The sequence below is a fragment of the Mesorhizobium sp. WSM1497 genome, from assembly GCF_001672455.2.
Lineage (GTDB): Bacteria > Pseudomonadota > Alphaproteobacteria > Rhizobiales > Rhizobiaceae > Mesorhizobium > Mesorhizobium ciceri.
In genome coordinates, this window is record NZ_CP021070.1 from 6,113,983 (window position 1) to 6,133,519 (window position 19,537).

At 61.8% G+C, this 19,537-nt stretch carries 19 protein-coding genes; 1 reads left to right on the plus strand and 18 read right to left on the minus strand.

Features of this window, described 5'->3' with window-relative positions; all coding sequences use genetic code 11:
* Positions 1-453: 453 nt before the first annotated feature.
* From ccoS to A9K65_RS29970, 9 genes are all read right to left on the minus strand, one after another.
* Positions 454-609, minus strand: a complete 156-nt coding sequence (gene ccoS, locus A9K65_RS29930; RefSeq protein ID WP_064993450.1) for a cbb3-type cytochrome oxidase assembly protein CcoS — start codon at positions 607-609, stop codon at positions 454-456.
* A complete protein-coding gene (locus A9K65_RS29935) occupies positions 609-2,894 on the minus strand; it encodes a cation-translocating P-type ATPase (protein WP_064993449.1) in 2,286 nt (761 codons plus the stop codon). Before A9K65_RS29935 ends, ccoS begins: the two co-directional genes overlap by 1 nt.
* The gene (locus A9K65_RS29940) at positions 2,891-3,388 is read right to left on the minus strand and encodes a FixH family protein (RefSeq protein WP_064993448.1); all 498 of its coding nucleotides are present in this window, start codon (positions 3,386-3,388) and stop codon (positions 2,891-2,893) included. The genes A9K65_RS29935 and A9K65_RS29940 overlap by 4 nt, the downstream gene beginning before the upstream one ends.
* Positions 3,385-4,944 (minus strand): cytochrome c oxidase accessory protein CcoG, encoded by a 1,560-nt coding sequence (ccoG, locus tag A9K65_RS29945; protein ID WP_064993447.1) that lies wholly within the window; start codon positions 4,942-4,944, stop codon positions 3,385-3,387. The genes A9K65_RS29940 and ccoG overlap by 4 nt, the downstream gene beginning before the upstream one ends.
* Positions 4,945-5,083: 139 nt before the next feature.
* Positions 5,084-5,947 (minus strand): cytochrome-c oxidase, cbb3-type subunit III, encoded by an 864-nt coding sequence (ccoP, locus tag A9K65_RS29950; RefSeq protein ID WP_064993446.1) that lies wholly within the window; start codon positions 5,945-5,947, stop codon positions 5,084-5,086.
* 2 nt (positions 5,948-5,949) lie between these two features.
* The gene (locus A9K65_RS29955; RefSeq protein ID WP_013533256.1) at positions 5,950-6,099 is read right to left on the minus strand and encodes a CcoQ/FixQ family Cbb3-type cytochrome c oxidase assembly chaperone; all 150 of its coding nucleotides are present in this window, start codon (positions 6,097-6,099) and stop codon (positions 5,950-5,952) included.
* Between the two features lie 10 nt (positions 6,100-6,109).
* Positions 6,110-6,841 carry a cytochrome-c oxidase, cbb3-type subunit II gene (gene ccoO / locus A9K65_RS29960; protein WP_064993445.1) on the minus strand — a complete coding sequence of 244 codons (732 nt, stop codon included), beginning with the start codon at positions 6,839-6,841 and terminating at the stop codon, positions 6,110-6,112.
* Positions 6,832-8,460: a cytochrome-c oxidase, cbb3-type subunit I gene (ccoN, locus tag A9K65_RS29965; protein ID WP_064993444.1), complete on the minus strand. Its 1,629-nt coding sequence runs from the start codon at positions 8,458-8,460 to the stop codon at positions 6,832-6,834. The genes ccoO and ccoN overlap by 10 nt, the downstream gene beginning before the upstream one ends.
* A gap of 336 nt (positions 8,461-8,796) precedes the next feature.
* Entirely contained in the window at positions 8,797-9,546 is a 750-nt protein-coding gene (locus A9K65_RS29970; RefSeq protein ID WP_064993443.1) for a Crp/Fnr family transcriptional regulator, read from the minus strand.
* Positions 9,547-9,724: 178 nt separating this feature from the next.
* Here A9K65_RS29970 and hemN point away from each other — a divergent pair, with 178 nt between their 5' ends.
* Entirely contained in the window at positions 9,725-11,047 is a 1,323-nt protein-coding gene (gene hemN, locus A9K65_RS29975) for an oxygen-independent coproporphyrinogen III oxidase (protein WP_064993442.1), read from the plus strand.
* 132 nt (positions 11,048-11,179) lie between these two features.
* Here the strand turns inward: hemN and A9K65_RS29980 are convergent, their stop codons facing one another.
* From A9K65_RS29980 to A9K65_RS30020, 9 genes are read right to left on the minus strand one after another with little or no spacing between them, the layout of a single operon-like run.
* A complete protein-coding gene (locus tag A9K65_RS29980) occupies positions 11,180-11,452 on the minus strand; it encodes a DUF2274 domain-containing protein (protein WP_064993441.1) in 273 nt (90 codons plus the stop codon).
* A 2-nt stretch (positions 11,453-11,454) separates the two neighbouring features.
* Positions 11,455-12,675, minus strand: coding sequence for a TrbI/VirB10 family protein (locus A9K65_RS29985; RefSeq protein ID WP_064993440.1), 1,221 nt, complete (start codon positions 12,673-12,675; stop codon positions 11,455-11,457).
* A gap of 13 nt (positions 12,676-12,688) precedes the next feature.
* Positions 12,689-13,717: a P-type conjugative transfer protein TrbG gene (gene trbG / locus A9K65_RS29990; protein ID WP_064993439.1), complete on the minus strand. Its 1,029-nt coding sequence runs from the start codon at positions 13,715-13,717 to the stop codon at positions 12,689-12,691.
* Complete coding sequence (gene trbF, locus A9K65_RS29995) at positions 13,707-14,438, minus strand: conjugal transfer protein TrbF (RefSeq protein WP_064993438.1); 732 nt, start codon at positions 14,436-14,438, stop codon at positions 13,707-13,709. Before trbF ends, trbG begins: the two co-directional genes overlap by 11 nt.
* On the minus strand, positions 14,439-15,761 hold the full coding sequence (trbL, locus tag A9K65_RS30000; protein ID WP_064993437.1) for a P-type conjugative transfer protein TrbL: 1,323 nt from the start codon (positions 15,759-15,761) through the stop codon (positions 14,439-14,441).
* A 28-nt stretch (positions 15,762-15,789) separates the two neighbouring features.
* Entirely contained in the window at positions 15,790-16,515 is a 726-nt protein-coding gene (trbJ, locus tag A9K65_RS30005) for a P-type conjugative transfer protein TrbJ (RefSeq protein WP_064993436.1), read from the minus strand.
* A gap of 5 nt (positions 16,516-16,520) precedes the next feature.
* A complete protein-coding gene (gene trbE / locus A9K65_RS30010) occupies positions 16,521-18,962 on the minus strand; it encodes a conjugal transfer protein TrbE (protein ID WP_064993435.1) in 2,442 nt (813 codons plus the stop codon).
* The gene (locus A9K65_RS30015) at positions 18,956-19,228 is read right to left on the minus strand and encodes a VirB3 family type IV secretion system protein (RefSeq protein ID WP_064993434.1); all 273 of its coding nucleotides are present in this window, start codon (positions 19,226-19,228) and stop codon (positions 18,956-18,958) included. The genes trbE and A9K65_RS30015 overlap by 7 nt, the downstream gene beginning before the upstream one ends.
* Positions 19,228-19,536: a TrbC/VirB2 family protein gene (locus A9K65_RS30020; RefSeq protein WP_064993433.1), complete on the minus strand. Its 309-nt coding sequence runs from the start codon at positions 19,534-19,536 to the stop codon at positions 19,228-19,230. Before A9K65_RS30020 ends, A9K65_RS30015 begins: the two co-directional genes overlap by 1 nt.
* Between the last annotated feature and the right edge of the window lies 1 nt (position 19,537).

Below are 19,537 nucleotides of genomic sequence, written 5' to 3' on the forward strand. Positions count from 1 at the left end.
CACCCTGGGCGATCTGATCGTTGCCGCCGGAGGTCGCGTTCAGCCTTTGCTCACAAGAATCCGGCCGCCGCCTTGCGCAGCCACGCTTCGGCCCACTTTTGGCTTTGGCCGTTCTTCGTGTGGGTCTTGATTCAAACCGATCGCCGAGGCGTTCGGCGGCGCGATTCGTCGACGTAGGCATGGATTCTCTCCCTGAAGGACTGGCCGATGAAACCACGCCGATGAGTAGATAACCCTGATCTAGGTCAAGCGGTGTGAGTAATCCGGCGACCGCGGTTCGACGATCACCCGCCTGCATATTGGGCGGAATGGGCGACGTAATCTTTCGAGCGACACAGGCTTTTCACAGATCAGCGTCAACCGGCGGCAGGTGAAGCTGCCTATGCAACCTCAGCAGTAGTTCCACTCGGCTTATCACCGGCATCCCAACAGTCGTCTGCAGAGCGGCTTGAATCAGCGTTCTGGCTTGTCTTCCTGGTCGACAAGGATACGCTCTGCTGCCCCGTCGAGATCTTCGTACTGACCGCTTTTCAATGCCCATAGGAAGCCAGACAGCCCAAGCCCGCCGAGGAGCAGGGTCCCAGGTATCAAATAGGCAAGCGTCCTCATTACAACTGTACCCGTCCGCCATTGTTGGAGTGTCTATCATTGGCAACAGTTTCCGCTGGTGCGTGCCGAACAAAGCCTTCCAGGCGCAATGCATTCCCGATCACCAGCAGTGATGACGCAGACATAGCAATCGCCGCGATAAGCGGAGTGGCGTGCCCTAGAATAGCGATTGGTACAGCGATGGTATTGTAGAGAGTCGCGACGGCGATGTTTTGGCGGATCAGGCTTCCTGCCTTGCGCGAGACGTCCAGCGCGAGCGGCACCGCCAGGAGGCTTTCGCGCAGGAAGACGAAATCCGCGGCGTTGCGGCCAACATCGGCGGCGGTGGCCGGTGCGATCGAGACATGCGCTGCGCTCAGCGCCGGCGTATCATTGAGGCCGTCGCCAACCATCAGAACCCTGTGCCCCACTTTCGCGAGGGTCTCGATGCGTTCGAGCTTGCCGGATGGCAGCAGGCAGGGAACGAAGTTGTCGATTCCGAGTGACTTCGCAACCTCGGCACAGGCCGCCGCGGTATCGCCTGACAGCATTTCCACGGGAACCCTGGCGTCGCTCAATTGATCGATGGCCGCTCTGGCGTCGACCCGCAACGCATCCTCGAAAGCGAAGGAAGCGACAATCATCCCGTTCTTCGTGAGAACGGTTCCGCCGTAGCCATGTTTGGCTTCGCCGCCGGTTCGAGCCTTCCATCCAGCCCATCCGCGTCGGCCCAGTCGCCAGGTGCTTCCCGCATCAGTGGCCTCGATTCCGAATCCCGGATGCTCGGTGACGGCATCGAATTTGAGCTGCCCGCCAGGAATGGCAAAGCCGGCTATGGCCTTTGAAAACGGATGACGCGAGTGCGCCGCCAGGTCGGCTGCGACTGCCAGCATGGCCGGATCGATCGACGGCGCGTTAACGAGCCGGGGCTGGCCAAGCGTCAGCGTTCCGGTCTTGTCGAACACGGCAATGTCGACAATTGCCAGGCGTTCCATGGCGGAGCCGTCCTTGACCATAATGCCGTTCTCAAACAGGCGCCGCGCGGCGACCACCTGCACGATCGGCACGGCGAGGCCAAGCGCGCAGGGGCACGTGATGATGAGAACGGCGATGGCGATCGTCATCGCCCGGTGCCAGTCGCCGGTCGCCACTATCCAGCCCAGGAATGTCACGAAGGCGGTGAGATGAACCATGGGCGCGTAGAGCGCCGAAACGCGGTCGGCGATACGGCGATATTGCGCGCGGCCGCCCTCGGCGGCCTCCATCAACCGGACCATTTCCGCCAGGAATGAATCTTTTGCGGCGGCTGTCGCCTCAATCGTCAGCGGGCCGGTAAGATTGAGCACGCCGGCCTGTACCGCTTCGCCCGGCGCTACGTTTTTCGGCGTGCTTTCGCCTGAGGCCAGCGAGCAGTCGAGATCCGACGTTCCCTGGATGATCTTGCCGTCGACGGGGATCCTCTCACCGGCCGCGATCAACATCCGCATGCCTGGTTCGATCTCGCCGACCGGCAGATAGTCGCGCGCGCCATCGCCGCGCAGCACCATGGCGCCACGCGCGGCCAGCTGAGACAGGCCTTTCACGGCAGTTCGGGCACGCTCCCGCATCACATGATCCAGCGTGCGTCCGATCAAAAGGAAGAACAGCAGCGATACCGACGCGTCGAAATAGGCGTGGTCGCCATGATTGATCGTCTCATAGAGGCTCATGGCGTAGGCGAGCGAAACACCGACCGCGATGGGCACGTCCATATTCATGCGGCCATGACGCAAGGCGTTCCAGGCCGACCGGAAGAAGATGCCGCCGGCGAAGGCGAGGGCAGGAATGGCGATCAGCGCCGAGACCCAGTGAAACAGGTCGCGGGTAGCACCTTCGGCGCCGGACCAGACAGAGACCGAAAGCAGCATGATGTTGCCCGCCGCAAAACCGGCAACAGCGACGGCGCGGATCAGTTCGGCAAGCGTCTTGTCCTTGTCGTCGATCTCGGGTGCGAACAGATGCGCCTCGTAGCCAAGCCTGCCAAGCGCGGCGACGAACGGTGGCACCTCGTCTCCACGCCACCGGACCGCGACCCGTTTCGTCGACAGGTTGACGCGCGCGCTTTCGACGTGATCGAGCTTTCCAAGTGCCGCCTCGATCGTCTGGATGCAGGCGGCGCAATGAACCGTCGGCACTGAAAGGTCGGTCTGCCGAAGATCGTCGCCAAGCGATCGGCTCGCCAACCTGATTTCCTGGCTGGATGGCAGGACCCATGTGGCGCCGTTCAGATCCAGCGCCGTTTCAGCGCCCGGTGCACAACAGCTCATTGCAGAGCCCCATGAGAGATCATGATCCTGCTGACGTCGCGATAGGGTCGTGCCAGGCCGGCATCGGCGTCGACTTCGACGATCCAGACGCCGTCCTTCGGCATCTGCTGCGCTGCGAATTCCTTGCCTGAGGCGAGGGCGAGCGTGACGGACTTGTCGTCTTTCTCGTAGGCGGGATGACGAAACAGCACCTTGACGCCGTGCAGAGGAACCGGCTTGCCGGCCGCGTCGGAGAGGCTGTAGCGGACTTCGCCCCATGCGATGGTCAGCTTGCCGGTCCAACCGAGCGCGGCTTGGGCGCGGCCGGCCTCGGCCTCCTTGTTGAATTGCTGGCTCGCCACATATGTGTTCTCGACGACAAGGCCGGTCCAACTGGTGTTGGCGAGCGTGGCCATCGTCAGATTGACCGCGATGACCACGCCGAAGAAGGTGAGAATGATGGCCAGCATGTGCCTGCCGGTGAATTCGCGAGGCTTTTGGGCATTGGCGGTCATTTGGCGGCCTCTGGCGCGTTGAATGTTGCGGTGTACTCGTTCGACTCGGAGCTCGCTCTGTCCTCGACACGGAACTTGAAGGTCTGTGCCGGAGCGTGGATCTGGTCCGCCGGCTGGCGAACGAAGACCTTCAACGTTTTCAGGCGATCGGGCTCGACCGGGATGGCAAACGAGCGGCCCGCCTTGATGTCGTCCCCGACCACGCTCATTTCGCCTCCTTGCAAGCCCTGCATGGTGACAACAATGATCCGCGGCTCGGGGATCATGTTGAGCAGTTTGACGGTGTAGCCGTTGCGGATCGAGCCGTCGGACAACGTTACGAATTGCGGATTGCGATCGTGCAGCACATTGACTTCGAGCCTGTCGCGCGTCAGCAGCGAATAGAGCAGACCCAGGCCGATCAGCGACCACAGACCCATGTAGACGTAGGTGCGTGGCCGGAAGATCTTGCTGACATGGAAATGCGCCACCTTGTCGGAGAACAGGCCATCAGCGGTCCTGACCAGCGACGGGTTGACTGAACTGGAGCCGCCCGCGGTCGCCAACATCATGTTGGCGTTGTAATCGGAGAGCGTTGCGTAGGAAATCAGTCCGCGCTCTTTGCCGAGCTTGTCCATGACGCCGTCGCAGGCGTCGATACACAGCGCGCAGGTGATGCATTCGAGCTGCTGGCCGTCGCGAATGTCGATCCCCATCGGGCAGACCGCGACACAGGCATTGCAGTCGACGCAGTCGCCGACGGACTGCCCTGTCGCTTGCACCTTCTTGGCGTGACGCGAGCGCGGTTCGCCGCGCCAGTCATTGTAGGTGACGGTAAGCGAATTCTCGTCGAGCATGGCTGCCTGGATGCGCGGCCATGGGCACATATAGGTGCAGATCTGTTCGCGCATCAGGCCACCGAACGTGTAGGTGGTCGCCGTCAACACGGCGATGGTGATGTAGGCGACAGGCGCGGCGGTACCGGTGAAAAGTTCGCGAGCCAAACTAGGCGCATCGGCGAAATAGAAGATCCAAGCACCGCCGGTGGCCGCGCCGATGACCAGCCAGATCGTGTGCTTCGATAGGCGCAGCACCAGCTTGCGGGCGGTCCAGGGACCAGCGTCAAGCTTCATGCGGGCGTTACGGTCCCCCTCGACCGCACGTTCGACGACAAGAAACAGGTCGACCCATACGGTCTGCGGACATGCATAGCCGCACCAGGCACGGCCGACAGTCGAGGTAATCAGGAAAAGCCCAACGCCGGCCATGACCAGGAGGCCGGCCACATAGAAGAATTCCTGGGGCCATATCTCGATGAAAAAGAAGTAGAAGCGCCGGTTGGCGAGGTCGAGCAGCACGGCCTGATCCGGAGCAAATGGACCGCGATCCCAACGCAGCCAAGGCGTCAGGTAGTAGATGCCGAGCGTGATCGCCATCACCAGCCATTTGAAGCGGCGAAAGTTGCCCGAGACGCGCTTTGGGAAGACTTTCTTGCGTCTGGCATAATGCGGCTGGCGGGTATTCGAGGAATTTGGGGCCGAGCCTTCGAGCCGTTCAGTTCGCGTATCATTGCGCACGTGCGTACCACTCCCATCCGAAGTCAGAAGGGGATTTCGTGCCGCATCGACGAGCGGCGCAGCCGAAATGGTGTCGAGGCCCGGCTTGCGCCGGGCCCCGTCGCTTGGCAGGGGGAGGCCGAGAATAGGCCTTGCCTTCCTATTCTCCGCCGCCAAGCGAATGGACATAAACCGCAAGCTCCTTGACTTTGATCTCGCCGAGACGGCCGAGCCAGGCCGGCATGACACCTTCCTTTGGCGCGCGGACCTGGGCTGCGACCGCTGCCTCGCCGGCCCCGTGCAGCCAAATGGCGTCGGTGAGGTTGGGGCCCCCAAATTCCCTGTTCCCTTCCGCGTTCTCACCATGACAGGCGACGCAATTGTCGGAAAAGACTTTGGCACCGGATTGGATCAGACTTGCATCGGCGACCTTGCCAGAGAGGCTGACGACATATGCGCTAACCTGCTTGATCTCGTCGGCGGTGATGATGTCCCCGAACGCCGGCATTTCCGACAGGCGCGTGTCCGGATCCGAAGCGAAGCGGATGCCATGGGTGATCGTCTGCTGGATCTGCTCGGCCTTGCCGCCCCACAGCCAGTCGTCGTCGTTTAGGTTGGGAAAGCCCTTGGAACCTTGGGCGCCGGAGCCGTGGCACTGCGTGCAGTTGACCTTGAATGCGGCGCCGCCGGCGGCGATGGCGAATTCGCGCAAGGCATCGTCCGCAGCGATCTCCGAGACACTTTTCGACTTCACCGCCGCGAGGTATTTGCTCTTCGCTGCTTCCGCATCCGCCAGTTCGTTCTTGACGTCATTGCGGCTCGAATAGCCGAGAACACCCGTCGTCGCCGAATGCAGCAGTGGCCATGCGGGATAGGCGATTGTGTAGCCGATCGCCCACACGATGGTGACGTAGAAGATGGTGATCCACCAACGCGGAAGCGGGTTGTTCAGCTCGCGGATGCCATCCCATTCGTGGCCGGTGGTCGAGACCCCAGAGACTTCATCGATGTGCTCCTCGCTCATGATCACTCGTCCTGAAGCGGAATTCGGGCAGCTTCGTCCGCCAACTTACGGCTGCCGGGACGCAGGACGAAGACACTTGCCCCCGCAAAGAAAAGCGCCATGGCAACCAGACCCCAGCTGTCGGCAAACTCCCGCATAAGATTGTAATTCATGGAAAACTCCTCAGCGGTAACCGGCGCCTTCGTCGTAGTTCTTAAAATCGACCAGCGTGCCGAGCATCTGCAGATACGCAACGAGCGCATCCATTTCGGTGACCTGTTGCGGGTTGCCGTCGAAGTCGCCGATCTTGGCCTTGGGATAACGGGCCTCAAGACCTGATGTGTCGGCGTTGGGATCAGCCTGCGCCATCAGATCGGCGTTGGCGTTGGCGACCATGTCATCGTTGTAGGGAACGCCGACCCGCCGGTTGGCGACCAGATGCGTCGAGAAGTCCTTCACCTCGATCGGCGCGTCCTTCAGGAAGGCGTAGCTGGGCATGATGGATTCCGGCACAACGGAACGCGGATCCGAAAGATGGGCGACATGCCAGGCGTTCGAGTAGCGGTCACCGACCCGGGCCAGATCCGGCCCCGTCCGCTTCGATCCCCATTGGAAGGGGTGATCGTACATTGACTCGGCGGCCAGGCTGTAGTGGCCGTAGCGCTCGACCTCGTCGCGGAACGGCCTGATCATCTGGCTGTGGCAGAGGTAGCAGCCCTCGCGCACATAGATGTTGCGCCCGACGAGCTCGAGCGGCGAGTACGGACGCATGCCTTCCACCTTCTCGATCGTGTTGTCGAGATAGAAGAGCGGCGCGATTTCGACGATACCGCCGACAGTCACGACAAGAAGGGAGCCTACGAGAAGAAGCGTGGCGTTCTTCTCGATAATGGCATGTTTGTCGATCAAGCCCATTGGTTTGGCTCCCTGGCAGGCTGAATGACAGGCGCGGCACCCGACATCGGCCTCTCCTCGCGTTGACGGCCGAGGATTGTCATCGCGATGTTCCAGGCCATGATCAGGGCGCCCGAGAGATACATGGCGCCGCCTATGGCGCGCATGACGTAGTAGGGGCGCATGGCAGCGACGGTCTCGGCGAAGGAGTAGACCAGGAAGCCCTGCCCGTCGTATTCGCGCCACATCAGGCCCTGCGTGATGCCGGACACCCACATGGCGGCGGCGTAGACGACGATGCCGAGCGTCGCCAGCCAGAAGTGCCAGGTAACCAGCCGCAGCGAATAGAGCCGGTTACGGTTCCAGAGCTTCGGTACCATGTAGTAGATCGCGCCGAACGAGATCATGCCGACCCAGCCGAGTGCACCGGAGTGCACGTGACCAATTGTCCAGTCGGTATAATGGGACAGCGAGTTGACCGCCTTGATAGCCATCACCGGGCCTTCGAAGGTCGACATGCCGTAGAAGGCGACGGCCATCACCATCATGCGGATGATCGGGTCGGTGCGCAACTTGTCCCAGGCTCCGGACAGCGTCATCAAGCCGTTGATCATGCCGCCCCAGGACGGCATCCACAGCATGATCGAGAACACCATGCCGAGCGTCTGTGCCCAGTCGGGCAGAGCGGTGAAATGCAGGTGGTGCGGCCCGGCCCAGATGTACAGGAAGATCAGTGCCCAGAAATGGATGATCGAGAGCCGGTAGGAATAGACTGGCCGGTTCGCCTGCTTGGGCACGAAATAATACATCATGCCGAGGAAGCCGGCGGTGAGGAAGAAGCCGACGGCGTTGTGGCCGTACCACCACTGCGTCAGCGCGTCCTGGACGCCGGAAAAGGCGGAGTAACTCTTGGAACCGAGGAAAGAGACCGGCATCGACAGGTTGTTGACCACATGCAGCATCGCGATGGTCACGATGAAGGAGAGGTAGAACCAGTTGGCGACGTAGATGTGCGGTTCCTTGCGCTTCAGGATCGTGCCGAGGAACAGGATGAGGTAGGCGACCCAGACGATGGTCAGCCAGACGTCGACATACCATTCCGGTTCGGCGTATTCGCGGCTCTCGGTGATGCCGAGCAGGTAGCCTGTCGCGGCCATGACAATGAAAAGCTGGTAGCCCCAAAAGACGAACCAGGCGAGATCGCCGCCGAACAGGCGAGCGCGGCAAGTGCGTTGCACGACGTACAATGACGTGCACAGCAGCGCGTTGCCGCCGAAGGCGAAGACGACCCCGGACGTGTGCAGCGGCCGCAAGCGGCCGAAATTGAACCAAGGCTGAACGTTGAGATCGGGGTAGGCCAGCTGCAGCGCGATAACGACGCCGACCAGCATGCCGACGACGCCCCAGAACATCGTGGCGATGGCGCCGTAGCGGATCGGACCGTCCATATAGGCGGACGGGTCGATCGGAGCGGCCGGCTTGAACTCCGAGTTGCGCAACAAGATCCCGATAAAGGCAATAAGGGCAAAAGACAGCACCCCCATATGCTGGCGGAAAGGTCCATCAATGCCGAAGCCAGCAGCCACCAGGGCTGCAAAGGCAAAAAAGCCCACCACGACGATCGCTGTGCCGAATTTCATCGCAAATCCTGATCCCGAATCGGGCGCACGCCAAATCCGCTCGGCATCAATTGCGCAGCTGCCCTCTGCCCGCCCTGATCCATGTCAGGTGCCAGGTTTGTTTGGTAGAATCGAGTTTGCGCAAATCAGAGCGGACGTTGGGGCGGGCGGGTATGTCGAAGCGCGGCCGGCGAGCTTTGCGGAACTCTTGCCGGCTGCCTTGCTATCCGACAAGGGTCGCTGATGCTCTTGGGTCTATGCTACCGGGGTTCTCGAGGCTACAGCAATACATTGTGCTCGAACGCAGCATGTCCTGCCGCGGATTCGAGTTGGCGGCGCAGAGCCCGCCGCTTGGGCTTATCCAAACTGCCGCGGCCTTCGGCCGCCGCAACGCTGCTCCAGCCGGCCGACGCTCTCCACCCTCACATGGCGCTTGTTGTCGATCCGGATCACGCCTTCAGCTCGCAATCGAGTCAGCTGGCGGCTCACGGTCTCATTCGTCAGGCCAAGGAAATCAGAGATGTCGGCACGAGTCAGTGGCAGATCGAAGGACGCCGAGATAGCGGCCGGATCAACACTGGAATCCATGTTCAGGGCGAGCATGACAAGAAAACTCGCCACCTTTTCCGATGCCGTCTTGCGCCCGAGCGTCACCATCCATTCGCGTGCTGCGTCAAGTTCGTCCAGCGCCTGCTTGAGCAGGCGATGCTCGAGTTCCGGTGATTCCTTCACCATCCGTTCGAGGGCTGCCTTGGGGAACGAACACAGCGTGACAACGGTTGCCGCTTCCGCACTGATCTCGCTTTCGACCTTGAAGGGTCGCCCCAGAAAATCCGGTGCAAACTGGAGCCCTACGATCTGCTGGCGCCCATCCGAAAGGCTCTTCGTCAGCTTGACCACGCCTGAAAGCACATTCGAATAGCTGTTGACGGCCTCGCAGTCGCCGACCAGTTCGACTCCTGGCTCGATCTTGTGCCGCGATGAACTCCTGGCAAGCGCAGCCAAACGGTCTGGATCGAGCGCGCCGCAAATACCGCGACGCCTTCCCTCGCAAGAGCGGCAAAGAACGGGAATGCCGGCACTGTGAATGCCCTGCCGTAATGTCATGCGCTCGCTCTATCCTCTTCCAAGCACCGACAGGGTAGCAATCCAGGGTAGAAAAATCCTTGCGGCAGTTTGTCCGAGCTGCACTTGATCGAAATCAGGGCGTTGGCCGGCCAACCAGTCAAGAGTTCCAGCGGTGCACATGGTGACCACGACATGCAGTCGAAAGTAGCTTGCTCGGATTGTCGAAAACGTCCCTCGCTATACCAGCTATCCGACCGCACCGCATTTCCACGTGGGCGTCGATGCTGCGGCTTATCGTGGCTGGCTGGAGGCGCTCGGCGAGGACGATGAGATATCGCTCTACGTGCACATCCCTTTCTGCGCCAAGCTTTGCTGGTTCTGCGCGTGCCACACCAAGCAGACACGCCACTATGAACCGGTCACCAAATATCTGAGATCGCTGCATGCGGAGATCGCCACCGTCTCATGTCTCGCCGGAGGCAAGGGCCGGGTGCGTGCCGTCCATTTCGGTGGCGGCTCACCGACGATGCTCAAACCACAGGACATGGTGGCGCTCGGAGCCGTTCTGCGCAACAGCTTCTCATTTCTTCCCGGCGCCAAGATCAGCGGCGAAATCGAACCCAACGATATGGACGAAGCGCGCCTCGACGCACTTGCCGAAATCGGCATGACGAGGGCCAGCCTCGGGGTCCAGGATTTCGATCCGAAGGTGCAGAAGGCCATCAATCGCGAACAGATCTTCTTGCAGACCAAGACAGTCGTCGACGGCGTTCGGGCACGCGGCGTCGAGTCGGTTAACCTGGACCTGCTCTACGGCTTGCCGCACCAGACCAGGGAGAGCGTCTTGTCCACCGTCAGGCAGGCGCTGACGCTCGAGCCCGACCGGATCGCCCTCTTTGGCTATGCGCATGTGCCATGGTTCAAGAAACATCAGACAATGATCGACGAGGCCTGGTTGCCAGGCCCGGAGGAGCGGTTTGCCCAATCGCAACTGGCAGCTCGCGCCATACTCGACCAAGGATACGAAGCAATCGGGCTCGACCATTTCGCCAAACCGGGGGATGCGCTGGCGCTTGCCGCGCATGCGGGGATGTTGCGTCGCAACTTTCAGGGCTACACCGAGGATCGCTGCGAAACCTTGATCGGCCTCGGCCCGTCATCCATCAGCCAATTCCGACAAGGCTATGTACAGAACATGCCTTCGACCGCCGAGTATGGCCGCATGGTGGATGACGGTGGGTTGGCTTCGGTCCGCGGAATTGCTTTTTCCGACGACGACCGCGCTCGCGGTTGGATCATCGAGCGCCTGATGTGCGATTTCGGCTTCTCGGCAGTCGATTTGGTGGAACGCTTCGGCAAAGCCGGCCAGAAGCTCCTTCTTCGGTCGAGTACCGTGGCCCTCGACAAGTCGGTCCGACTTGAACTCGACGGCGATCGTTTCGTCGTACCGCTGGAAAGTCGTCCCTTTGTCAGATGCGTCGCTGCGAAGTTCGACAAATATCTCAAAACGGGAAAGGCCAGGCACTCCGTGGCAGTTTGAGCCAGCGAGTGCGTCGCGGTCCGCGCAGGGCCCATCATCGGTGACCTATTTGCCAGACGATGTTGCCCGCGCACACCCTTGTTTGACAGGCACGGTGCGCCACAATTGCACTTGACTGACTCTCTGCTTCGGTCATTCGGAATCTGAGGCTTTCAAAGACCGCGATTCGTCTGAGATGCTGGCCGTCGCCAGACCTTCTTTTCTGGCCTTGGCAAACGCTCGGTCGCCGTCCAGAAATCCCGCCAGCATAAAAGGAATGAGTTCCGCGACTGTTTCAGACTCGCCGTAAGTCTGACGATAGAGCGCAGCATAGGCGTTGAGTTCTTGGCTCAAGTCCGCGCTGACGGTGATGGTAATCTTCAAGGGCGTTCGGTCTGGAAGCTTGCCAAGTTTCAAGTTGGCCATAATCACTCCCGTTCAATCTTGTATGGCCGCAGCAAGAGATCCTTGTGCACGATGACGCGCAGTGGCCAGCCTGGTCGGATCGTTATGGTGGGCTGAACGTTGAGATTTTTCTCAGTTATGCGCTGGCCGGCTCGACTGACGTTCTGCTGGGCGGATTCGCGGATCGCCTTGACCAGATCGCTTTCATTGTCTCCGAGGCTCAATTCGGTGCCCACGCCAAGCAAGGTCGCGAGCGCAACCCCCTTGATCAGCTGCCAGGTGTGGAAATCCACCTTGTCCTCAAGCCCCGCATATCCGGCGGTGTCTGTCGCCGGCAGATTATCGATCTCGATCGAGGACCCGTCCGGCAGGATTATTCGCTGCCAGACCAGCAATGCGCGCTTTTGCCCAAACGCCACCACGCTGTCATAGGTGCCGATCAGCCGGGAACCTTGTGGAATGAGCAAGATGCTGCCAGTGACTGTGTCTTGCACATTCTCTGTGACCTGCGCGACGACGAGGCCGGGTAGGTCGGAATTGATCCCGGTAATGAGGCTTGCCGCGATTACGCTGCCAGCCATCAGTTGGTAGGGCGAGGCAGACGTCTGCAGCGCATGCGGATTGTAGATTCCGCTTGTGCTCCGCTGACTGACAAAATCCAGTTTGCGCTGTTGGTTGTTCTGATCGCCCTCGGCTGGTGCAACGGAAGCCGACCCGGCTGTCGCTCCGGATTGCGGCGCTTCAGGCCGCTGCTGTAGACTCTCCTCGCCGCCAGCGAGATCTGTCGGTTTGGGCCGATTGTCGATCCGGAACAACACTTGCGACTCGCGCGCTTCGATCGCCTGCTGGGCAAGGCGTTGATCCTCGGCGGAGACCTCCTGTCCCGGCGCAATTCCGAGTTGGCGCTGCCGCTCGAGGATGGGGCGGCCGAGATCACCGGGTAGCGGCGGTCCGAGCACCGGGGCCTTCGGCTTGACGCCGGAATAGTCCCTGGGCAGGCTGTCGAGCCCCTCGGCGGTGGGCTTGTGGTCAGGATGGTAGAGGTCTTCCGCCTGCTCTTTGAATCGCAATGCCGGCCCCTGAAGCGCAATGATCATGACGCCCAGAATGGCACCACATCCGGCGGCAGAGATCGCGACAATCACCCCCCGCCTGAAGCGCACAGCACCGCGGGGTGAGGCGCGCAGCTGCAGCTGGTCGGGATCGAGTTTCGGCGGCGCATTGGAGTGGGACGTATAGGTCATGAGCCTTTTCCCCTCACCTGCCGAAACCGGCAAAGAGTGGCATCCGACGCGGCAATTGCCGGCCGTCCATCCTTGAGATGCGCACGACCTGCTGCGGCTTGGCGCCGAGGCGCAGTTCGGCCGCGGCGAACAGGCGATCGACGATGTAGTAGTTGCCGCGCATGCGGTAGTTGACCAACTGATTGCCGCCGTCAGCACCGACGATGAAGAGCGGCGGCGCCTCGCCCTGATCGATGCGGCGCGGGAATTCGATATAGACTTTGCTGCCGTCGTCAAAGGCCCGTGTCGGTCTCCAGGGCGGTGTGTCGCCGGCGATCGAATAGCGGAAGCGGATATTTTCGAGCGCAACATTCGATGCGACCGGCGTTGCAGCGTCGGCCTGAACGTTTCGCCGGGAGAGCGCAAGGATCTGGTCTTCGCTGTAGGTCCAAGAGATGGCCGCCATTGCGGTCTTCTCCGTGCTTTGGAGCTGCAAGTGATAGGTGCGTCGATCCGTGGTGATCACCAGATTTGTGGTAAGCTCGGGCGCGAACGGCTTCACCAAAACATGGGTGCGCTGACCGTCACCGGTGCCACTGACGGTGTCGCCGATGACCCAGCGGATCGTGTCCCCGGCGGACACAGCCGTCAGCTTCTCGCCCGGCTGCAGAGCGATGTCGGTGACGCGCTCCGGCGCTGCAAAGAGCTGATAAAGCGCGCCATCGGTGAAGGGATAGACCTGGACCGCGTTGACATAGCCATACCTGGTTGGCTGCCGAGTTGCGGCCCTATTGGCATCGGCAACGCGTTCTTCAGGAGAGCGCTTGTCCTCGGCGAACTTGACTGGGTCAGGCTGCAACTGGCCGGGAAGCGGTAGCGGCTTTGGCACCTCGACGATTTTAACCGGTTTCTCTGGCGGCTTCTCGATCGACGCTGCTTTGAAGTCGGCAGCGTCATAGGCAATCTCGGGCGGCGGCACCGGCTTGGATGCGCAGGCGGACAGCACCGCTGCCGAGGCCGACAGGATCAGCGCGGCACGGAGCGATGGGGCTTTATTTGTCATTGGCGGGCTCCTTGGGGGAAACGGAGGTCGGCGCGGCACTGTCGAGCTCGCGCGACCAATCGATGGCGTTGATGAAGAGGCCGAGCGGATTCTTGCGCAGTTGGTCTGTATTGCTTGGCGGCCGGATCATAATGGTGAGGATCGCCGTCCAGCGGGTCGTGCTGGCAAGGCTGCCGCGCTCAAAGACCTGCTCGGTCCATTTGACCTGGAACGAGCTACCGGAGGCCCGCACCACGCTGGTCACCTGGACGGACACGCTTCGCGTTCCGATCTGACCGAAAGGATCGCTCGCCTTGGCATATTCGTTGAGGAAGAGCGCGGCGCGGTCGCTGGCAAAGTCATAGGCGGCCAACCAGTTCTGCCGCACCAACACCGGATCGGTGGAAACGGAACGGATATTCTGAATGAAACGGCCAAGATGCCAGGCGATCTGGGCGTCCGTCGGCTCGTAGTCCCGGATTGCCGAGGCTACGGCGCGCGCCTCGCCGAAGCGGTCGACCTCGACGACGTAGGGCACAACCCGGCTTTGCATTGACTGCCAAACGAGCCCGCCGGAGAGCCCGGTTGCCAATGCCAGGCAGCCAAGAGCCATCAGCCGCCAGTTGCGGGCCTGCACCCGCGATGAGCCGATGCGCTCATCCCACAGCTGGCCCGCCTTCTGGTACGGTGTGATGGGCTCGGGTGTCTTGCCGTAGCGTTGAACGGATCGCTTGAAGAGCATCTAGTCGTCCTTGTCGTTGAGAGAGGGATTGGCGCTACCGCCCGGTCTGTCACCATCGCGCACCGCCTGCATGGTGGCGTGGCGGTGGGCTCGCGCAGACTGCTGGGAACGCAGGCGCCTGGCCCAGCTAGGGGCAGCATCGGTGGTCGGACCCGCAGGAGTTTCGGTCATCGAGGCGATGGGAGACCCGCCGGTCGCGGTCCATGCGGCCTGGCGCCCGGCATCAGCGCTGCGCCCGAAGGTTTCCGCGGCAGATCGTGCCGCTCGCACAGCGGCGCCACTGGCGGCACCTGCCACGCCCTGCATCCCGGCAGCCACACCGGACAGGCCGGAGTCAGGCGAGGTTGCGCGCCCTAATTGCCAGGCAGAGGAAGCTGCCGAACCGATCGTGGTGCCGGCGCGAATTGCGGCAAGCCCGCCATCAGCTGCCATGCGCACCCCGGCGATCGCAGCGCCTCCGGCAACGAGTGACGCACCGGCGGCGGCCGCGGCCGTACCCAGTGCAGCGCCCGCACCAAGCTGCGGGGCACCCGAGACGAGACCGGACGCTATTCCAGGCCCGAAAACACCTAGCCCAAGCAGCGCCAGCGCCCCCAACACCTGTGACATGGCGGCGGCCAAATCCGGCTCCTTGCCTTGCAGCGCCGAAGCGAACTCGCCGAACAGCGTGGACCCGACACCGACAATGACCGCAAGCACCATCACCTTGATGCCCGACGAGATCACGTTGCCGAGCACGCGCTCGGCCAGGAACGCCGACCGGTTCCAGACTGCGAAGGGCACCAGAACGAAGCCGGCGAGAGTGGTGAGCTTGAACTCCAGAATGGTGATGAAGAGCTGGATGGAAAGAATGAAGAAGGCAATGATGACCAGGAACCAGGCCACGAGCAGCACGAAAATGGTGAGCGCGTTGCCGAAGATTTCGGGAAAGCCAAGAAGCTGGCTCGCCTGATCCAGCAGCGGCCACGCGCCCTCGAAGCCTGTGGCGGCAATACGTCCGGGCCGCAGGAGACTGTCGGGCGACAGATTGGCGGCCGAAGCGTTGAAGCCCAGCCCTGCGAAGGAGCGGTATATAATGTCGGCGAGATTCTTGAAATTGTTCAGGATGAAAGCGAAGACGCCGACATAGAGCACCTTGCGGATGAAGCGGCCGAGAATGTTGGGCTCGCCGGCGAATGCCCAGGCGAGCCCGGCTAACGTGATGTCGATGCCGATCAGGGTCGTGGTGAGGAAGGCGACATCGCCCGACAGCAGACCAAACCCGCTGTCAATATAGCGGATGAAAGTCTCCATGAAGCGATCGATGACCCCGAGGTCGTTCATTGCGCCTTCCTCGTGACAGATATGGTGATCAGTTGCCGGGATAGGCCGTGCCGGTGCCGAGGAAACGCTTTGTCGTCTGGCGTGCGGCTTCTTCGGACTGCGCCTTGCGAGCCGCATCCTCCGCCTCCGCGCGAAACTGCGTCGCGAGCAGCGTCTGGATCTGCATCTGCTGCTTGGTTGACAGCGCGATCAGTTGGTTGGTGGCCTGGCTTGCCTCAAGCGCACCGGCAGCACCCTGGCTGCGGTTGACGAGATCAGCAAGCAGGTCGCGATCGCCCCGGACGTTCTCGAGGATCTGCGACTGGACACCCATCGTCTGCCGGAACGCCTGCATGGCGCTCTGCCAGCGCTCGCGCGCTGCGCTTGCCACATCGCTGACCTTGATCGTGGCGTCGTAGCTTTCGGGATATTGATTGCGCCACTGGTCCTGCAGCTTGTCCAGATCAAAACTCAGGCCACTCGCCTGGTCCATGAGCCCGTCGATCCGCTGCAGCGAACCGGTGAGCTGGCCTACCGAAGAAAAATCCAGCCTCTGAAGGTTGCGCGCCATGTTCTGCAGCATGGTCGCCTGGTTCTGGAGCGACTGTATCTGGTTGTTGATCTGCTCCAGTGAGCGTGCCGCCGTCAGCACATTCTGGGTGTAGTTCGAGGGATCGAAGACAATGAGCGCGTAGGCTGGCTGGACATAGTCGGCCATCGGTTTGGCCATCAGGGAAAGGGTGATCAGGCCGGAAAGGAAACGGCGCCGCATCATGACGATTACTCCATGTCTGGTTGAGGGAATTGGCGGAGAAGCTCGGCGGCCCAATCGAGCCCGCGGGCATTCAGGAAATAAAAGGCAAAGCCGTCCTGTCCGCGTTCCGACAGGATCTTGTCGATCAGGGTCTGGCTGGCCGGATCGGAGGCGCCGCATAGCGCAAGCGCAATTGGACCCAAGCCCAGCTGAAACAGCCGGTTGCCGCGGCGCGATTGCAGATAATATTGCCGCTTCGGCGTGGCGCGCGCGACCAGTTCGATCTGCCGCTCGTTCAGGCCGAAACGCTCGTAGGCTTCCCGTGCCTGTGGTTCCACGGCACGGTCATTTGGAAGAAAAATGCGCTGTGGGCAGCTCTCGATGATGGCCGGTGCGATTGCAGAGCCAGCGATGTCGGCCAGTGACTGCGTGGCGAAAATGACAGAGACGTTCTTCTTGCGCAGCACCTTCAGCCATTCGCGTATACGCCCCGCAAAGAGCGGATTGTCGAGATAGAGCCAGGCCTCGTCGAGCATGAGCAATGTCGGTCGTCCATCGAACCGCGCCTCGAGGCGATGGAAAAGATAGGTGAGCACCGGCAGCACAGCGCCTTGGCTGTGCATCAGCTCTTCGGTCTCGAAGCACTGCACATCCGACAAGGCCAGCCGATCGTCGTCCGCGTCCAGCAACCGGCCGAAGGGCCCGTCGAGCGTGTAGGGCATCAAAGCGGACTTCAGCGCGTTGGACTGAAGCAAGACCGACAGGCCGGTGAGTGTGCGTTCCTGCGCTGGCGCCGTTGCAAGACTGGTGAGTGCCGACCAGATTGCCTCTTTCGCCTCCGGGGTGACGGTGACGTTCTCATGGGCGAACAGCCCGGCGATCCATTCGGCTGCCCAGCTGCGGATCGCCGGATCGTCAATCTTGCGCAGCGGCTGGAAGGCAAGCGCACCGTGGGCGCGCAGCGCGTGATGCTCGCCACCCATGGCAAGAATTGCGGCCCGGGCTGAATTGCCTTTGTCGAAGACATACACCTGCGCGCCGGCATAGCGTCGGAACTGCAGAGCGAAGAGGGCAACGAGAACCGATTTGCCGGCGCCGGTCGGTCCGACGATCAGCATGTGGCCGACATCGTCGACGTGGGTGGAAAGCCGGAACGGTGTCGACCCGCTGGTTGAGGCGAAGAGAAGCGGCGGGGCCTCTGCCTGTGTAACTTTGGCGAGATGCTCGTTCGCCGCCGGGCCGGCCCACACCGAGGAAAGCGGCATCAAGTGGGCGAGATTCAATGTGTGAACGAGCGGCTGACGGACATTGGCATAGACATGGCCGGGCAACGAGCCGAGCCAGGCCTCGACCGCATTCACGCCTTCACGGATCGTGGCGAAGCCGAGGCCATTGACGACGCGCTCGACCGCGCGGAGTTTCTCCGCAGCGGCTTGATGGTCCTCGTCCCAAACCGTTACCGTCGTCGTCAGATAGCCGAACCCGACATGATCGCCGCCTAACGCCTGGATTGCGGCGTCGGCATCGAGCGCCTTGTTTTCGGCGTCGGTGTCAACGAGCGGGACGGGTTCGCTGGTCACCACCTCGCGCAGGATGGCCACGATCGATTTGCGCTTGGCAAACCACTGCCGCCGCAACCGCGTGAGCGTCCTGGTGGCCTCGGTCTTATCCAGCGGAATGAAGCGCGTCATCCAGCGGTAGGGGAAATCCTGATTGTTGAGCGCATCGAGAATTCCGGGCCGTGTGACATTCGGAAAACCGAGGATGGTGAGCGTGCGCAGATGGTGGTTGCCAAGCATCGGCTCCAATCCGCCAGTAAGCGGCGCATCGACCAGGATGCCGTCGAGATACATGGGTGTTTTTGGCGCGGCGACTGGATGGCGGCGGGTGGAGATCGTGCCGTGGAGGTAAGTCAGCGTCCCGGCATCATCGAGTGCGCGTATTTCGGGCATGAAGCCCGACAGGAGATCCAGCACGCGGCCGGTCTCGTCCCGGAACCGCGTCAGTTCCTGGCGCCACTCTCTCTCGCCTCCTGAATGATGCGAGTCGACCAGAGCGCTTTGCGCCCGCGCCTGGCTGTCTGGCGGCGGGATGAACGTCAGCGTTAGGTGATAGCGGCTCTCGTAGTGCGCGACCTTGCCTTGAAAGGCCGCGCGCCGTTCTTCATCCACCAGCCATGACGCAGCGTCGGGGAAACGCGAGCTTGGGTAGCCCAGCGCCTCGATGCGCTCGGCGTCGAAGAACAATGCCCAGCCGGAGCCGAGCCGTCTGAGCGCATTGTTGGCCCGCGCGCAGATGCCGATGAGTTCGGCTTCTGTTGCACTCTCGAGATCAGGCCCGCGAAATCCAAATGAGCGCTGGAAACTTCCGTCCTTGTTGAGCACGATGCCCGGTGCCACCAGTGCGGCCCAAGGCAGATGATCGGCAAGTCGGTCGGCCTTGCCCCGATATTCGGAAAGATTCAGCATGCGAGCCACCCCTTCAGGCGAAGATGGCGGACGAGCACGCTGGCGAAATCCGGGTCGCGGCGGGCCGCGAAGACAGCCACCGTGTGCGCGCAGATCCACAGCACCAATCCGGCAATCCACTGCTGCAAGCCAAGCCCGACGGCCGCGGCAACGGTGCCACTGAAGATGGCCACCGCTCGCGGCGCGCCGCCGAGCAGGATCGGTTCGGTCAGTGCGCGGTGAACCGGAACCTCAAAGCCCTCGATATGGTGCTCTCCGGCCAACATCAGACGAGTGCCCCGCCGCCAAAGGAGAAGAAGGAGAGGAAGAAGCTCGATGCGGCAAAGGCGATCGACAGGCCGAAGACAATCTGGATGAGCCGACGGAACCCACCTGCCGTGTCGCCGAAGGCGAGTGTCAGGCCGGTGGTAATGATGATGATGACCGCGATGATCTTGGCGACCGGCCCCTGCACAGATTCCAAGATCTGCTGCAGCGGCTGCTCCCAGGGCATTCCGGAGCCGGCGGCGTATGCCGGAAACGTGAGAAGAAACGCGAGCGTGGTGGCCCAGAGAAAGCGAAGCTTCTTGCGCATG

Coding starts and splice junctions, on each gene's coding strand:
- ccoS (WP_064993450.1), bottom strand. CDS start 609: ATGAGGACGCTTGCCTATTTGATACCTGGGACCCTGCTCCTCGGCGGG.
- A9K65_RS29935 (WP_064993449.1), bottom strand. CDS start 2,894: ATGAGCTGTTGTGCACCGGGCGCTGAAACGGCGCTGGATCTGAACGGC.
- A9K65_RS29940 (WP_064993448.1), bottom strand. CDS start 3,388: ATGACCGCCAATGCCCAAAAGCCTCGCGAATTCACCGGCAGGCACATG.
- ccoP (WP_064993446.1), bottom strand. CDS start 5,947: ATGAGCGAGGAGCACATCGATGAAGTCTCTGGGGTCTCGACCACCGGC.
- A9K65_RS29955 (WP_013533256.1), bottom strand. CDS start 6,099: ATGAATTACAATCTTATGCGGGAGTTTGCCGACAGCTGGGGTCTGGTT.
- ccoO (WP_064993445.1), bottom strand. CDS start 6,841: ATGGGCTTGATCGACAAACATGCCATTATCGAGAAGAACGCCACGCTT.
- ccoN (WP_064993444.1), bottom strand. CDS start 8,460: ATGAAATTCGGCACAGCGATCGTCGTGGTGGGCTTTTTTGCCTTTGCA.
- A9K65_RS29970 (WP_064993443.1), bottom strand. CDS start 9,546: ATGACATTACGGCAGGGCATTCACAGTGCCGGCATTCCCGTTCTTTGC.
- A9K65_RS29980 (WP_064993441.1), bottom strand. CDS start 11,452: ATGGCCAACTTGAAACTTGGCAAGCTTCCAGACCGAACGCCCTTGAAG.
- A9K65_RS29985 (WP_064993440.1), bottom strand. CDS start 12,675: ATGACCTATACGTCCCACTCCAATGCGCCGCCGAAACTCGATCCCGAC.
- trbG (WP_064993439.1), bottom strand. CDS start 13,717: ATGACAAATAAAGCCCCATCGCTCCGTGCCGCGCTGATCCTGTCGGCC.
- trbF (WP_064993438.1), bottom strand. CDS start 14,438: ATGCTCTTCAAGCGATCCGTTCAACGCTACGGCAAGACACCCGAGCCC.
- trbL (WP_064993437.1), bottom strand. CDS start 15,761: ATGAACGACCTCGGGGTCATCGATCGCTTCATGGAGACTTTCATCCGC.
- trbJ (WP_064993436.1), bottom strand. CDS start 16,515: ATGATGCGGCGCCGTTTCCTTTCCGGCCTGATCACCCTTTCCCTGATG.
- trbE (WP_064993435.1), bottom strand. CDS start 18,962: ATGCTGAATCTTTCCGAATATCGGGGCAAGGCCGACCGACTTGCCGAT.
- A9K65_RS30015 (WP_064993434.1), bottom strand. CDS start 19,228: ATGTTGGCCGGAGAGCACCATATCGAGGGCTTTGAGGTTCCGGTTCAC.
- A9K65_RS30020 (WP_064993433.1), bottom strand. CDS start 19,536: ATGCGCAAGAAGCTTCGCTTTCTCTGGGCCACCACGCTCGCGTTTCTT.